General features: G+C 65.9%; 11 protein-coding genes. 7 read left to right on the forward strand and 4 right to left on the reverse strand.

Features of this window, described 5'->3' with window-relative positions; genetic code table 11:
* The first annotated feature begins 53 nt into the window (after positions 1 to 53).
* From PFY01_RS02240 to PFY01_RS02250, 3 genes are all read left to right on the forward strand, one after another.
* On the forward strand, positions 54 to 2,228 hold the full coding sequence (locus PFY01_RS02240; protein ID WP_271042244.1) for a prolyl oligopeptidase family serine peptidase: 2,175 nt from the start codon (positions 54 to 56) through the stop codon (positions 2,226 to 2,228).
* 152 nt (positions 2,229 to 2,380) lie between these two features.
* Positions 2,381 to 4,621: a prolyl oligopeptidase family serine peptidase gene (locus PFY01_RS02245; RefSeq protein WP_271042245.1), complete on the forward strand. Its 2,241-nt coding sequence runs from the start codon at positions 2,381 to 2,383 to the stop codon at positions 4,619 to 4,621.
* A 68-nt stretch (positions 4,622 to 4,689) separates the two neighbouring features.
* On the forward strand, positions 4,690 to 5,445 hold the full coding sequence (locus tag PFY01_RS02250) for a DUF1223 domain-containing protein (RefSeq protein WP_271042246.1): 756 nt from the start codon (positions 4,690 to 4,692) through the stop codon (positions 5,443 to 5,445).
* Here PFY01_RS02250 and PFY01_RS02255 read toward each other — a convergent pair.
* Together PFY01_RS02255 and glpK are read right to left on the reverse strand one after the other, a co-directional pair.
* On the reverse strand, positions 5,442 to 6,518 hold the full coding sequence (locus PFY01_RS02255) for a phosphotransferase (protein WP_271042247.1): 1,077 nt from the start codon (positions 6,516 to 6,518) through the stop codon (positions 5,442 to 5,444). The genes PFY01_RS02250 and PFY01_RS02255 overlap by 4 nt on opposite strands.
* Before the next feature lie 37 nt (positions 6,519 to 6,555).
* Positions 6,556 to 8,085 (reverse strand): glycerol kinase GlpK, encoded by a 1,530-nt coding sequence (gene glpK, locus PFY01_RS02260; protein WP_271042248.1) that lies wholly within the window; start codon positions 8,083 to 8,085, stop codon positions 6,556 to 6,558.
* Positions 8,086 to 8,122: 37 nt separating this feature from the next.
* Here glpK and PFY01_RS02265 point away from each other — a divergent pair, with 37 nt between their 5' ends.
* The 3 genes from PFY01_RS02265 (at position 8,123) to PFY01_RS02275 (ending at position 11,027) form a co-directional block, all read left to right on the forward strand.
* Positions 8,123 to 9,103: a threonine ammonia-lyase gene (locus PFY01_RS02265; RefSeq protein WP_271042249.1), complete on the forward strand. Its 981-nt coding sequence runs from the start codon at positions 8,123 to 8,125 to the stop codon at positions 9,101 to 9,103.
* 62 nt (positions 9,104 to 9,165) lie between these two features.
* Positions 9,166 to 9,696, forward strand: coding sequence for a MaoC family dehydratase (locus PFY01_RS02270; protein WP_271042250.1), 531 nt, complete (start codon positions 9,166 to 9,168; stop codon positions 9,694 to 9,696).
* 176 nt (positions 9,697 to 9,872) lie between these two features.
* Positions 9,873 to 11,027, forward strand: coding sequence for an outer membrane beta-barrel protein (locus PFY01_RS02275; protein ID WP_271043011.1), 1,155 nt, complete (start codon positions 9,873 to 9,875; stop codon positions 11,025 to 11,027).
* 191 nt (positions 11,028 to 11,218) lie between these two features.
* Here PFY01_RS02275 and PFY01_RS02280 read toward each other — a convergent pair whose 3' ends face one another.
* Positions 11,219 to 11,893: an OmpA family protein gene (locus PFY01_RS02280; RefSeq protein ID WP_045811096.1), complete on the reverse strand. Its 675-nt coding sequence runs from the start codon at positions 11,891 to 11,893 to the stop codon at positions 11,219 to 11,221.
* Positions 11,894 to 12,119: 226 nt separating this feature from the next.
* Here PFY01_RS02280 and PFY01_RS02285 point away from each other — a divergent pair, with 226 nt between their 5' ends.
* Positions 12,120 to 13,031 (forward strand): isopenicillin N synthase family dioxygenase, encoded by a 912-nt coding sequence (locus tag PFY01_RS02285; RefSeq protein WP_271043012.1) that lies wholly within the window; start codon positions 12,120 to 12,122, stop codon positions 13,029 to 13,031.
* A gap of 4 nt (positions 13,032 to 13,035) precedes the next feature.
* Here the strand turns inward: PFY01_RS02285 and PFY01_RS02290 are convergent, their stop codons facing one another.
* Positions 13,036 to 14,985, reverse strand: a complete 1,950-nt coding sequence (locus tag PFY01_RS02290) for a TadE/TadG family type IV pilus assembly protein (RefSeq protein WP_271042251.1) — start codon at positions 14,983 to 14,985, stop codon at positions 13,036 to 13,038.
* Positions 14,986 to 14,992 lie beyond the last annotated feature (7 nt).

Below are 14,992 nucleotides of genomic sequence, written 5' to 3' on the forward strand. Positions count from 1 at the left end.
GCCGCACGGGAAGGCGTCGTTAAGGTGCCGGCTTCGTTTTCGGGGACCTGTCCATGATCCGTGCTTCCGCCGTCGCGCTTGCGACGCTTCTCGCCTCCACCAGCCTGACCTCGGTATCCATGGCCCAGACCCCTGCCGCTTCACCTGCCCCTGCGTCTGGCGGTTTCGCCACCAGCGACGCGACCGACCCCTATCTGTGGCTGGAAGAGGTCGAGGGCGAGCGGGCGATGGAATGGGTCAAGGCCCAGAACGCCCACACCTTCGCCGTGCTTCAGGGCGATCCGCGCTACGAGATGCTGCATCAACAGGCGCTGGAGATCGTCCAGGCCCAGGACCGCATCCCTTCGCCCGGCTTCACCCACGACGGCCATATCGACAACTTCTGGCAGGACGCTCAGCACGTGCGCGGCATCTGGCGTCGCACGACGCTGGACAGCTATCGCACCGCGACGCCGGAATGGCAGACCATCCTGGACATCGACGCCCTGGCGGCGGCCGAGGGCCAGAATTGGGTTTACAAGGGCGCGACCTGCCTGGCGCCCGAGGAACGCTACTGCCTGCTCAGCCTGTCGAACGGCGGCAAGGATGCGGTGACGCTGCGTGAGTTCGACAGCGTCGAGCGCAAGTTCGTCGAGGGCGGCATCGTCCTGCCGGAATCCAAGGGCGGCGCGGCCTGGATCGACAAGGACACCCTGCTGATCTCGCGGGACTTCGGTCCCGGCACCCTGACCGATTCCGGCTATCCGATGGTGGTCAAGCGGATGACGCGCGGCCAGACGCCGGACCAGGCCGAGACCCTGTTCACCGGCCAGCCGACCGACGTCTCGGTGTCCGGCTATACGCTGCGCGACGCCGACGGGGTGGTGAAGGCGACCCTGATCAACCGTTCGGTGGATTTCTATTCGTCCGAGACCTGGCGCGTCGGCGACGACGGCGCTCTGACCCAACTGCAACTGCCGGCCAAGTCCGACATCACCGGCCTGGTCCAGGGCCAGCTTCTGGTGTCGCTGAAACAGGACTGGACCGCGCCGTCGGGCCAGGACTTCAAGACCGGCGACCTGATCGCCTGGCCGCTGGAGGCCTGGCTGGCCGATCAGGCGACCCCGGCCCAGCTGGTGCTGCGGCCGACCGAGCGTCAGGCCATCGAGGGCGTCAACGTCACGCGCAACCGACTGGTCGTCGCCCTGTATGACAATGTGCGCGGCTCGGTGCGGGTCTACACCCCCGGTCGGGGCGAATGGGCGCACACGACGCTGGACCTGCCGCAGAACGTTTCGGTCGGCGTCGGCTCCGCCTCGGAGAAGGATGACAAGGTCTTCGTCAGCGTCACCGGCTATCTGAACCCGTCCAGCCTGTGGCTGGCCGATGCGGCGACCGGCGCGGTCGATCAGGTCAAGTCGATGCCGGCCAAGTTCGACGCGACCGGCATGACGGTCGATCAGCACGAGGCCCGTTCGGCCGACGGGACAATGATCCCCTATTTCGTGGTGCATAAGGCGGACATGCCGCTGGACGGCTCCAACCCCACGCTGCTGTACGGCTACGGCGGGTTCGAAAGCTCGCTGCTGCCCGGCTATTCGGCGACGGTCGGCAAGCTGTGGCTGGAGCGGGGCGGCGTTTACGTCATCGCCAACACGCGCGGCGGCGGCGAGTTCGGACCGCGCTGGCACGAGGCGGCCCTGCAACAGAACCGCCAGCGCGCGCATGAGGACTTCCAGGCCGTGGCCCTGGACCTGATCGCCCGCGACATCACCAGCCAGCCCAAGCTGGGCATCATGGGCGGCTCGCAAGGCGGGCTGTTCATGGGCGCGATGTTGACCCAGCGCCCGGACCTGATCAACGCCGCGGTCATTCAGGTGCCGCTGTTCGACATGCTGCGCTTCCACAAGCTGCTGGCCGGCGCCTCGTGGATCGGCGAATACGGCAACCCGGACATCCCCGAGCAGCGCGCCTGGATTCAGCAATATTCGCCGTATCAGAACCTGCGCGCGGGCCAGCCCTACCCCGAGGTCTTCATTCATACCTCGACCAAGGACGACCGCGTCCATCCAGGCCATGCCCGCAAGGCGGCGGCGCGGCTTGAGGAGCTCGGCTATCCGGTGCTTTTCTATGAAAACGTCGATGGCGGCCATGCGGCCGGGGCCAACCTGCGCGAAACCGCGCGTCGCCTGGCGCTGGAATACACCTATCTGTCGCGCCGCCTGATGGACACGCCGGCGCAGGAATAATCCTTATTATCCGCTCATCCCCGCGAAAGCGGGGACCCAGTTCTTTTGTAAGGTTCGGCGACTGGGATCAGATTCAGTACTAACGGGCGACGCCGAACGCCCAAAGGTCTGGGTCCCCGCTTTCGCGGGGATGAGCGGAAAGTTTTGAAGCCATGCGTCACCTGATCCTGTCCGCCGCCATTCCGGCGCTTCTGATGGCCGCCTGCGCGAGCACGCCGGTCGCGACCGGCGGCCACGAAATGGTGGTCTCCACCAACGACAGCCCTCCGCCCCACTTCCCCCGCGATCTGACCCCGGCGGGCGTGGCGGCGGCGGACGATCATCTGGCGCTGGAGCAGGTGGACGGGGCCGAGGCGATGGCCTTCGTCGCCGAGGAGAACCGAAAGTCCCTCACCGTCCTGACCGGCGACCCGCGGTATGAAACCTTCCGCGCCGAGGCCCAGGCGATCCTGACCGCCACCGACCGCATCCCCAGCCCGTCTTTCCTGGGCGACGGCATCGGCAACTTCTGGCAGGACGCGACCAATCCCAAGGGCGTCTGGCGTCGCACGACGCTGGCCAGCTACCGCACCGCGACGCCGCAGTGGGAGACGCTGCTGGACATCGACGCCCTGTCCAGGGCCGAGGGCAAGGACTGGGTGTTCAAGGGCGCCGTTTGCCTGGCGCCGGACGACACGCGCTGCCTGATTAATCTGTCCGACGGCGGCAAGGACGCGGTGGTCGTGCGCGAGTTCGACCTGACCACCAAGCGTTTCGTGGATGGTGGTTTCAACCTGCCTGAGGGCAAGCACCGCATCGAATGGCTGGACCGCGACACGCTTCTGGTCGCCACCGACTTCGGCGCCGGAACCATGACGGAGTCCGGCTATCCCTTCATCGTCAAGACGCTGAAGCGCGGCCAGACCCTGGCCCAGGCGACCGAGGTCTATCGCGGCGAACAGGGCGACGGCGGCTATGGCGTCAGCCCGGCCGTCTATCGCGACAAGGACGGCAAGGTGACCGCCGTCATCATAACCCGCCCGCTGGACACCTTCCGGTCGGAGACGTGGAGCCTCGGTCACGACGGCAAGGCGACGAAGCTCAATCTGCCAGCCCGCGTCAGCGTCTTCGGCGTAGTTGGCGATCAGCTTGTATTCTCGAACGACGAGCAGTGGCGTTGGCTCGCACATGACTACAAGCCAGGAGCGCTTCTGATCGTCGGTTTAAGAGCATTATCCGCTGCTCCGTCGCCCACAAACGTTCCACCGGCGCCGATGACGGACGGACGCGATCCAGTCGGGATTTTCGTTCCGAATCCCCGTCAATCTCTCCAGAGTGTGGCGGTTCTCGACAACACCCTCATCGCCGCCATTTCGGATAATGTTGCGGGACGTCTGGTTCGCTTTCAGCGGACGGGGACTGAGGGACAGTATTCGTTCTGGGGCGCGACTGACATCACCGTCCCCCACAACCTCGCCGTCGGTCTGGGCGACTCGTCCAAAGCACGCGGCGAGGTCTTCGTCTCGACCCAGGGCTTCCTCGTTCCGCCAACCCTAAGCCTGGCCGATGCGGGCGCCGCGACCCTGACCCCGCTGAAGTCAGCGCCAGCCAAGTTCGACGCGTCGCGCGACGTGACCGAACAGTTCGAGGCGACCTCGACCGACGGGACCAAGATCCCCTATTTCGTCACCCGCCCGCGCGACATGAAGCTGGACGGGTCCAACCCGACCGTCATGCTTGGCTATGGCGGTTTCCAGGTCAGTCTCAACCCGGCCTACAAGCCCGAGATGGGCAAGCTGTGGCTTGAGCGGGGCGGCGTCTTCGTGCAGGCCAACATCCGCGGCGGCGGCGAGTTCGGCCCCGACTGGCACCAGGCGGCCTTGGACGGCGATCGTCAGAAGGCCTTTGACGACTTCGCCGCCGTAGCGCGCGATCTGGAACAGCGCGGGATCACCAGCCCGCGTCGCCTGGGCATCTATGGGCGGTCGAACGGCGGGGTCCTGACCTCGGTGTCGATCACCCAGCACCCTGAACTGTTCAATGCGGCGGTGATCGAGAGCCCGCTGGTGGACATGCTGCGCTATCACGAACTGCCGGCCGGGGCGTCGTGGATAGGCGAATACGGCGACCCGCGCATTTCGGAAGAAGCCGCGTGGATCGCGAAATATTCCGCCTATCAGCAGCTCCGTCCGGGCCAGCCCTATCCGCGCGTCTATCTGACCACCAACACACGCGACGACCGCGTCCACCCCGGCCATGCGCGCAAGTTCGCCGCGCGCCTGGGGGATATGGGCTATGACCACCTCTATTATGAGGACACGGCCGGCGGCCACTCCAACGACGCCGACCCGGTCGCCAACGCCCGTCGCTGGGCCCGCCACTATGTCTATCTGTCGCAACAACTGATGGATTGAATGAAGCGGAGAGAGCCTCACGCGAATATGAGGCGCTCCATTGCAGCCCAAGGGCTAAGAACGACGGCATGAACACCAAGGGCTGGATCATCGCGGGCACGGTCATGGCGGGCGCCCTTGCAGCCGTCGCCTCGGCGGCCCAGCCGGCGGCGGGGCGTCCGCCGCTCGCGCCGCGCCATGCGACGGCCAACGGCCCGCCGGTGGTCGTCGAACTGTTCACCGCCCAGGGCTGCGGCGGCTGCATCGAGGCGAATGCGGCGGTGGAGAAGGCAGCGGCCCAGCCGGGCGTCATCGCCCTGACCTATGGCGTCGACTACTGGGATTATCTGGGCTGGACCGACACCTTCGCCCGGCCAGAGTTCGTTCAGCGCCAGCGCGCCTATCGCGCCGCCCTGCGCCAGCGCGGCGTCTCGACGCCCCAGGTCGTGATCGACGGCCGACGTCAGGTGTCAGGCGCCCGCAGCGTCGAGCTTGAAACCGCCATTGATCAGGAGGCGGTGCGTCAGGCCTGGCCGCCGGAAATCGAATTCCGCGAGAACGGAGCCGGCGTCGGCGTCGGTTCCGGCCGCGCGCCGGTCGGCGGCGCTGAGGTGGTGGCGGTGACCTATACGCCCGGCCCTCAGGTGGTCGAGGTCCGCCAGGGCGAGAACCGCGGCCAGGCCGTGCGGCACATGAACGTCGTGCGCGGTGTGACGCGCCTGGGCGAATGGCGCGGCCGCCCGATGCTCTACGCCCTGCCGTCCGCCCGCCCCGGCGAGGCCGTGGCGGTGCTGGTGCAAGGCAAGACGGACAAGCGCATCCTGGGCGCCGCCGTCAGGGACTAGGCGCCTGCCTGCTTCGCAAAGGCCCACGCCGCGTCGCTGAGCGGACCGACCTGGGCCGCCATGGTCCTGGCGTGGGCGCTGGCGGCCGTGCCGTCGCGGACGCGGCCGGCGATGCCCTGGCAGATCGCGGCCAGGCGGAACAGGTTGTACGCGTAGAGCCAGTCGAGGTTGGCGGGCCGCATGCCTGTCGCGGCGGCGTAGTGTTCGACGGTCTCCTCCACGGACGGGATGCCCAGGGCCTCCAGATCAGCCCCGGCGAGGCCGTTGCGCAGCGAAGCCGGAATGGCCCAGGCGATCAGCAGATAGGAGAAGTCGGCCATCGGATCGCCCAGGGTCGACAGCTCCCAATCCAGCACGGCGCGAACCTCTGCTCGATCCGGCGCGAGGATCATGTTGTCGAGACGAAAGTCCCCGTGGACGATGCGGCTCGGGCCTTCAGCCGGGAGGCTGTTGGGCAGGAAGGCGATCAGCCGGTCCATTGCCGGAACCGGCTCGGTCTCCGACGCATGATACTGTTTGGTCCAGCGGCCGACCTGACGCGCGAAATAGTTTCCGGCCTTGCCGTAGTCGCCCAGGCCGATGGCGGCCGGATCGAAGGCGTGCAGCCGGGCCAGCGTGTCCGTCTGGGCTTCATATACGGCGCGCCGCTCCACGGGCGTCAGGCCGGGCAGCTTCAAATCCCAGAAGATCCGACCCTCGACCTTGTCCATCACATAGAAGATCGAGCCGATGACGGTTTCGTCCAGGCATAGGGCATGAGGCTTGGCGACGGGGAAGCCCTGCTCGGCCAGAGCCGAGATGATCTGAAACTCGCGGTCGACGGCGTGGGCGCTGGGCAACAGGACGCCGGGCGGTTTGCGCCGCAGCACATAGGCGGCCGAGGGCGTCACCAGTTCATAGGTCGGGTTCGACTGGCCGCCCTTGAACTGGCGCACCGTCAGCGGGCCGGCGTATCCCGAGACGTGGGTGCGCATCCAGGCGTCCAGCGCCGCCTCGTCCAGGCGATAACGCGGATCGACCTCGCGCGTGCCGGAAAAGGCGCTCTGGGCGTCCAGCGGGGCGGCGTCGGTCATGCGGCGGTCCTCGTCGTTTCCTTGAGCCGTCCGGATCTTACGCCCGGTCCGGCGCGGCGATGATGGCGGCCTTCACGGCCCGACGCCAGCCGGAAAGCAGACGCTCGCGCTCGTCCGCCTTCATGCGCGGTTTCCAGCAGGCGGGCGCTTCAGCGGGTCGCGCCTCCAGATCGGGTAGCAGTCCGACGCCCAGGGCCGCCAGGCGCGCGGCGCCCAGGGCCGTCATTTCCTGGAAGGCCGGACGCTCCACCTCCACCTCGCAGATGTCGGCGACGAACTGCATGGCGAAACTGTTGGCGGTGACGCCGCCGTCCACCTTCAGCGTCTTCAGAGGCGGCGCGCCGTCGGCGGCCAGGGCGTCGAGCAGGTCGCGCGTCTGATAGGCCAGGGCCTCCAGCGCGGCGCGCACGAAATGGGCCGGACCGGAATCCCGTGTCAGCCCGACGATGGTCCCTCTCGCTTCCGGCTCCCACCATGGCGCGCCCAGACCGGTGAAGCCCGGAACCATATAGACGCCGCCGTTGTCCCTGAGGGTCTGCGCCATCGCCTCCGACTGACGCGACTCCGAGATCAGGCCAACCCCGTCCCTCAGCCACTGGATCGCCGAGCCGGCCGAGAAAATCGACCCCTCCAGCGCATAGGCGGTCTGGCCGTCGGCCCGGTATCCCAGCGTGCCCAGCAGCCGCCGCGTCGAGGCCACCGGCTCCGCGCCGACATTGGCGACCAGAAAGGCGCCGGTGCCATAGGTGATCTTGGCGTTCCCGGCCTTCAGCGCCCCATGCCCGACAAGGGCCGCCTGCTGGTCCCCCGCCGATCCGGCGATGGGCAGAGGTTGGCCGAACAGCGCCGGATCGCTCTCGCCGATCACACCCGCGCAAGGGACGATGTCAGGCAGGGCTTCGCGCGGGATGTCGAACAAGGCGCACAAGTCTTCGCGCCACTCGACGGTCCTCAGGTCCATCAGAGACGTGCGGGAAGCATTGGTCGCATCGGTGGCGTGGACCCGGCCGCCGGTCAGCTTCCAGATCAACCAGGCGTCGATCGTGCCCAACTTGACCTCGCCCTTCGTCGCACGCTCGCGCGATCCAGGCACAGTATCCAGCAGCCAAGCGAACTTGGTCGCCGAGAAATAGGGATCGAGGATCAAGCCGGTCGCGGTCTGCACCCTCGGCTCGTGGCCCTGGGCGGTCAGGCGGGCGGTGACGTCGGCGGTGCGGCGATCCTGCCAGACGATGGCGCGATGCAGCGGCTCGCCGGTCGCCGCGTCCCAGATCACGGCCGTTTCCCGCTGATTGGTGATACCGATGGCGGCGAAGCGGGCGACGCCGCCGGCCTTGCGCACCACCTCTCGACAGGTCTGGAGTGTCGCGGTCCAGATTTCGGCGGCGTCATGTTCGACCCATCCGGATTTCGGGAAATGCTGGGCCAACTCAATCTGGCTGACCGCGACGGGCCTCAGGTCCCCTCTTTCTTCGCCTACCGCGCTTCGTGCGGCTTGAGGCGCGACCTCGAAGGCGATGGCGCGGGTCGAGGTCGTGCCCTGGTCGATGGCGAGGATCAGGCTCATGGTTCTCTCCCGGCTGCGTCTTGGGTAAGGGGAGCATATGAAGACGCACCTGCCCAGCTATGAAGGCGTCCTCGACGCCGCCCGCCAGATCGACGGGGCCGCCGTCCGCACGCCCCTGCTCGAAAGCCCGGCTCTGAACGCGGTGGTCGGCGGGCGGGTTCTGATGAAGGCGGAAAGCCTGCAGCGCGCCGGAGCCTTCAAATTTCGCGGCGCTTACAACCGCATCAGCCGACTGACCGACGAGGAGAAGGCGCGCGGCGTCGTCGCCTTCTCGTCTGGGAACCATGCCCAAGGGGTGGCCGCTGCCGCCGCCATGGTCGGGGCGCCGGCGATCATCGTCATGCCGTCGGACTCGCCCAGGGTGAAGGTCGAGGGCGTGATCGGCTTCGGCGGCGAGGTGCGCTTCTACGACCGCTGGACTGAAAGCCGCGAGGCCATCGGCGCGGCCATCGCCGCCGAGCGCGGGTCGATCCTCGTGCCGCCGTTCGATGATCCCTTCATCATCGAGGGCCAGGGGACGACGGCGCTGGAAATGCTGGATCAGGCGAATGCGCCCTTCGACCAGTTGCTATGCGGGGCGTCCGGCGGCGGGCTGATGGCCGGGATCAATCTGGTCATGGCCGAACGCAGTCCGGCGACGAAGGTGTTCGTGGTCGAGCCCGAAGCGTTCGACGACACCGCGCGATCGCTGGCGGCCGGGGAGCGGGTCGGTCATCCACAGGGCGCGCCCTCGATCTGCGACGCCCTGATGTCGCCGATGCCGGGCGTGCTGACCTGGCCGATCAACCGACGGCTGGCGGGGGCGATCACTGTCTCGGATGCCGAGGTCGCGGAAGCGATGCGGTTCGCGTTCCGCCATCTCAAGATCGTCCTCGAGCCGGGCGGCGCCGTCTCGCTCGCGGCCCTGCTTGCCGGAAAGATCGGGACGAAAGGACGGACGACGGCCATGGTCCTTTCGGGCGGCAACGTCGATCCGACGCTGTACGCCGAGATCATCGAGGGGCGCTTCGGCGGCTGAGGGTCTTTCCTTCGTGACAAGGGTCGGCCAACCTCACATCAAATGAACTGAGGAAACGCACAATGACCAAGGCCAGCGAACTTCAAACGTTGATCGGCCAGGAGGTCGGGGTGTCGAAATGGTTCGACGTCACTCAGGCCCGTATCGACGCCTTCGCCGATTGCACCGAAGACCACCAGTTCATCCATGTCGATCCGGAGGCGGCCAAGGCCACGCCGTTCGGCGGAACAATCGCGCACGGCTTCCTGACGCTCAGCCTCGCGTCGGCCATGAGCTATGACACGGTGGCGCCGTTGGAGGGCGTCGTGATGGGCGTGAACTACGGCTTCGACAAGCTGCGGTTCCTGGCGCCAGTGCCAGCAGGATCACGCATTCGCGGTCGCTTCAAGCTGTTATCGGCAGACGACAAGGGCGGCGGACGCTGGTTGCTGAAACACGAACTGACGGTCGAGATCGACGGGGCCGACAAGCCGGCGCTGATCGCGGAGTGGCTCGGAATGCAGATGGTCAATCCAAAGATAGAGCCGTTACACTCGCATAGGTTAGAATGTCTCGGTGCGGGAGATTGTGACGCATCGACGGCCAGAGATTAACTATTCTGTGCGTGGACGCCACATTCATCTGTATCATCAAGGCCACGGTATCGCCTTTGCTGATCGATACCGTCACGTTTCCGCCTCGACCTTATACAGCAAGGCTGGTAAGACCCGCGTAGGCGGTAGACCCGCCCCCTACTATAACAGAGGCGGAGGGATACCCCCCTATGCGTATGAAGACTTTCGTGCTGGCCTCCAGCGCAGCGGCCGCCCTGGCCCTGTCGGCTGGTGCTGTGTCGGCGGAACCCAATGGCTGGTACGGCGCCATCGACGCCGGCTACCACATGATCGACGATATCAACGCTGAATCGTCCACGACCGGCGCCAACTGGAACTGGGAAGTGAACGACGGCTGGGCGGCGTTCGCTCGCCTCGGATATCGCTTCAACCCGAACTGGCGCGTTGAACTGGAAGGCGGCTACCGCTCGGGCGACATCGGCACCGTGCGTGCCGTCTCGGGCACGCAAGGCCTGTGCAATCTGAGCCCGGCGACCGGTGATTGCGCCTCGCCCGAAGGCGACATCGAATCCGCCACCCTGATGGCCAACGTCATCTATGACTTCGGCTTCGAATACTGGGGCGTTCGTCCGTTCGTCGGCCTCGGCGCCGGTGTGAACCGCGTCGACACCAACACGATCGGCGCTCTGCGCGCCAACCGTCTGGCCACCTTCGCCGCCGACGACACCTCGACCAAGTTCGCCGCTCAGGCGATCGCGGGTCTGGCCTGGGCCATCGGCGACCGCGCCAACATCGACCTGACCTACCGCTACCTGACGGGCGACGCAAACTTCGCCTCGACGACGGCCGGCACGGGCGTGGGCGCCACGCAGTTCGGCGAATGGGACGGCGACTACGACCAGTCGCACACCGTGACCCTGGGTCTGCGCTACAGCTTCGGTGCGGAAGACGTCCCGCCGCCGCCGCCGCCGCCGCCCCCGCCCCCGCCGCCTCCTCCGCCCCCGCCGCCGCCTCCGCCGGTCGCTCAGAAGCCGGTCGCTCGCCAGTTCGTGGTGTACTTCGACTGGGATCGCTCGGACCTGACCGCGGAAGCCCGCTCGGTGGTGACGCAGGCCGCCAACTACGCCAAGTCGGGCGCACCGACGCGCGTCCTGATCGTCGGCTACACCGACACCTCGGGTTCGGCTGCCTATAACCTGGGCCTGTCCAACCGTCGTTCGCGCACCGTCGCGGACGCGCTGGTCGCTCAAGGCGTCAACGGCGGCGTGATCGCCCTCGACGGCAAGGGCGAAACCAACCTGGCCAAGCCGACCGCCGACGGTGTGCGCGAACCGCTCAACCGCCGCGCGACCATCGACATCAACTTCTAAGACTTTCAGGAGCCGATCTGGTTCGTCCGGATCGGCTTCACCCTTCGAAGTTGTCGAAAGACAGAACGCCGCTTCCGTAAGGAGGCGGCGTTTTTCTTTGCGCCATCTGACCTTCTGCATGCTGTGTCCACGCAGAGAAAAAGGGCGACGCCTCGCGACGCCGCCCTCAAGCATTCTGATTTTGACGCCGATCAGCCGGTGAACGGCCGAATCAGGATTTCGACGCGGCGGTTCTGAGCCTTGCCTTCGGCGGTGGCGTTCGAGGCCACCGGGTTACGCGAACTGTTGCCGGCGACGTAGAGGCGTTGGGCTAGAACGCCACGGCGAACCAGTTCAGAGGCGACGCTGCTGGCGCGGCGCTCCGACAGAGGCTGATTGATCGCGTCGCCGCCCGACGAGTCGGTGTGGCCGATCACGTCCACGGTCGACTGGTCATACTGTTGCAGCACGCGGGCGACATCATCCAGCACCGGCAGGAATCGAGGATCGATGGACGACTGGTTCGTGGCGAAGGTCACGTCCGACGGCATGCGCAGCACCAGCAAGTCGCCCTGACGCGCCACGCCGACACCGGAGCCGGAAAGTTCGGCTTCCATCGCGCGTTGCTGACGATCCATATATTGGCCGACGGCGGCGCCGCCCAGCGCGCCAATGCCGGCGCCAATCAGAGCATTCTTGCGGCCCTGTTCGCCGTTCGAGGTATTGGTCAGATAGCCGAGAACCGCGCCGCCCAGCGCACCGGCGATGGCGCCGGTCCCGGTGTTGTTGCGAACCGGACCCGAACGATAGGGGTCGGTGGTGGTGCAGGCGGCCGCCCCCAGCAGGGCGGCGATGGAAACGCTGGCGACGATAAACTTGGCGCGCATGGAATGGTCCCTTTCTTTTGAGCGATCTGGCGCGGAAACGTGCGCTTACTGTGAAGGTTCCAATCTGTACGGCGTATGAATGCCCGCCACGTCCGCGCTCGCCATGGCCCTGACAAAGGCGTCGATTGGGCGTATGGGAACCGCCGCACATCCCCAGATCGAGGACGACGCCGTGAGCGTGACCCAGACGGACAACACGACCAACCGCGCCATTCAGCCGGTTTCGATGACGCAGTACGACGCCGATTTTCAGGCGTTCAGCGACGCACTGGGCGCGTCCTTCTCCCGCTATGGCTTCGCTGTGGTCGCCGACCATGGTCTGGATGAGGCGCGCATCACCGCGGCCATCGACGACGCCAAGGCCTTCTTCGCCATGCCGGAAGAGGTGAAGCGTCAATACCATCAGCCCGGTACGGGCGGCGCGCGCGGCCTGACCCCGTTCGGGGTCGAGGCGGCCAAGGACGCCAAGACGGTCGATCTGAAGGAGTTCTGGCACGTCGGTCGGGAACTGCCCGAAGGCCACCCCTATCGCCGCTATATGCGCGACAACGTCTGGCCGACCGAAGTCGAGGGCTTCCGCGAGCACCTGTATGGCATGTTCGAGGACCTGGATGCTTTGGGCGCCAAGATCCTGCGCGCCATCGCCCGCTACCTGAGGCTGGGCGACGACTTCTTCGCGGACAAGGTGGAGATGGGTAACAGCGTCCTGCGCATGCTTCATTACCCGCCGGTTCCGGCAGATGCGCCGGGCGTGCGCGCCGGGGCGCACGAAGACATCAATGTCATCACCCTGCTGCTCGGCGCCGAAGAGGCTGGTCTGCAGCTGAAGGACAAGGACGGCAGCTGGCTCGACATCGCGCCGCCGCCCGGCGCCCTGGTCGTCAATATCGGCGACATGCTGCAGCGGCTGACCAACCACGTCCTGCCGTCTACGACCCACCGCGTGGTCAACCCGGCGCCCGAGCGTCGCGGTTTCGCCCGCTATTCGACGCCCTTCTTCCTGCACTTCAACCCGGACTTCCCGATCGAGACCCTGCCCAGCGCCATCACGCCGGACAATCCCGATCGCTATGCGGGCAAGACCATCCTGGCCGAGGATTATCTGACCGAACGCCTGCGCGAAATCCGCCTGCTCTAGGCCGTCAGCGGGAAATCCGTAGTCGGGTGATGTCGCGTCCGATGGCCTGGAAGTCGTTGGACAGGTCCGCGCCCGACTGCGGCAAGAAGGCCTTGTCTTTGTCAGTGGCGCAACTGCTCAAAATTTTGGCCGCGTCGCTGCCTGGGGTAATTGAGAACCCAACCGTGTAAACGATCACGTTCTTGTTCTTCATGCTGGTGCACAGTTTTGAGGCCTGATCGAACGGGTCGCCATTCGTCGCATCGCAGGCAATCTTGTCAAAGAGGTTGCCGGACCCTGAGCCCGCATCGCGCGCGATGACGCCACCGCAATAGGGCGTGTTGAATTCCCCGTCCGTCATCAAGATCACCGCCTTCAGAACCTTGGTCGGTGCATAGGCCGCTGCGGGGTTCGATGACCACAGCCCATTGAACTGGTTGGATACCGTATACCAACCCCAGGCGAGACCAATCTGCCCCGATGTCGAGCCCGTCACAGACAGCCCATTTACTAGGCTGGTCAAGGTGCTGATATTGGATGTCAACGGCTGGATCGTCGCTGCCGGGCAGGGGTTACCCGCGGATTTTACGGGCGTCGTGCGGGGTGGCGCGGCATAGTTGCGACCCACCGTGGCTGTGCTCGGAGCCGCGTCGGTGTAGGCTTGTGAACCCGTACGCTCGCTGACGCAGCTGGTGTTACTAAAGGCGGTCAAGCGATTGTACTGAGCGTCGCGGAAGACGCGTATGGCGCATCCATCGCGCCCACACTGAACGGAGCCGCCACCAGAATAATCAGCGAACGCGGCGCCACCGACAGGGATTACAAAGGCGTCGTTCGAGATTTTCTCTTGGACTTCGTAAAGGCCTTCATCATTCGTCGTGTTAAGCGCCGTCATGCCCTTAACGTCAGCGATCTGAAGCGTGTCGCCTTTCGACAAGCCGTGATTTGTGGAGGAGATGGTCACGAAGCAGTCGGAGCGCATGCATTTGCGGATCTGACCGCCCGAGCTGTAGCTGCTGTATCCATTGCCGCTAGTGGTGTTCAGCGCATACCAGTTCGTGCCCGACTGATATTGCAGGGACACCCGATTGGCGTCGATCCGCACGACCTTGTAGGCGCGGTTGTTGATCTGGGTCATGCCGCCGACGCCGCTGATCCAGACGTAGTCGTCGGTCGATAGCCCGTGGCCGTTGGCGGTCACGACGCCCGGCGAAGCGCGCGTGATGCCAGAGATCGACTTGGCCGCCGCCGCCGCCCATGCGGCGCCGCTGATGCTGGTCGATCCGATCGAGGCGCCGCGTGCGGCGTCAGCGCGAGCACCTAGATTTACGCCGATCGAATAGGGCACAATCGCCATGCGGGAATAGTAGGGCGTCTGTTTCGCGGCCGGCTGAACGACCAGTTTGATCAGCTGGTTTGCGGCGTTCTTCAGATCACCGATCCGATTGTTGCTGGCCATCGAGCCGGTGATGTCGAGCACCAGCGAAACCTCGATATCCTTGGACGATCTATTCACCTCGGAGTGGACGCTCACGGGCAGGGTGTCGTCCAGAATCTTACCGTAGGGCGGCAGGACCACATTGGCGATCAGGGTCTTCACCTGGACCTGGATGTCGGCGATGACGACCTGGTCTTTCGTCAACTCGATCTTGACGGCGTCGTCGGCGAACGGCTCCACGGACGCGTTGCGCAGATTGGCTCTCAGCGCCACCAGGGCGACGGTCTTCAGGTCTTTCGGATCGGTGTAGGACGAGCGCGCTGCGGCCAGGGCGGCCGCGTCCAGCGCGTCCTGAACGCGGGCCTTCGCCGTCGTCACGCGGTTGATGTCGATGCCGCCCAGGGTCAGCATGATCAGCGCCGGCATCACCAGGGCGAAGATCATCACGACATTGCCGCCGCGGTCCGACGACAGGCGCGACGTGAACGAGCGCAGAGCCTTCACCGCTGTGCCGATCCGATTGGAAATCTTCACCATGCCCATC

The organism is Brevundimonas vesicularis (assembly GCF_027886425.1).
GTDB lineage: Bacteria > Pseudomonadota > Alphaproteobacteria > Caulobacterales > Caulobacteraceae > Brevundimonas > Brevundimonas vesicularis_C.

Coding starts and splice junctions, on each gene's coding strand:
- PFY01_RS02290 (WP_271042251.1), bottom strand. CDS start 14,985: ATGGTGAAGATTTCCAATCGGATCGGCACAGCGGTGAAGGCTCTGCGC.
- glpK (WP_271042248.1), bottom strand. CDS start 8,085: ATGAGCCTGATCCTCGCCATCGACCAGGGCACGACCTCGACCCGCGCC.
- PFY01_RS02275 (WP_271043011.1), top strand. CDS start 9,873: ATGAAGACTTTCGTGCTGGCCTCCAGCGCAGCGGCCGCCCTGGCCCTG.
- PFY01_RS02285 (WP_271043012.1), top strand. CDS start 12,120: ATGACGCAGTACGACGCCGATTTTCAGGCGTTCAGCGACGCACTGGGC.
- PFY01_RS02255 (WP_271042247.1), bottom strand. CDS start 6,518: ATGACCGACGCCGCCCCGCTGGACGCCCAGAGCGCCTTTTCCGGCACG.
- PFY01_RS02240 (WP_271042244.1), top strand. CDS start 54: ATGATCCGTGCTTCCGCCGTCGCGCTTGCGACGCTTCTCGCCTCCACC.
- PFY01_RS02270 (WP_271042250.1), top strand. CDS start 9,166: ATGACCAAGGCCAGCGAACTTCAAACGTTGATCGGCCAGGAGGTCGGG.
- PFY01_RS02280 (WP_045811096.1), bottom strand. CDS start 11,893: ATGCGCGCCAAGTTTATCGTCGCCAGCGTTTCCATCGCCGCCCTGCTG.
- PFY01_RS02250 (WP_271042246.1), top strand. CDS start 4,690: ATGAACACCAAGGGCTGGATCATCGCGGGCACGGTCATGGCGGGCGCC.
- PFY01_RS02265 (WP_271042249.1), top strand. CDS start 8,123: ATGAAGACGCACCTGCCCAGCTATGAAGGCGTCCTCGACGCCGCCCGC.
- PFY01_RS02245 (WP_271042245.1), top strand. CDS start 2,381: ATGCGTCACCTGATCCTGTCCGCCGCCATTCCGGCGCTTCTGATGGCC.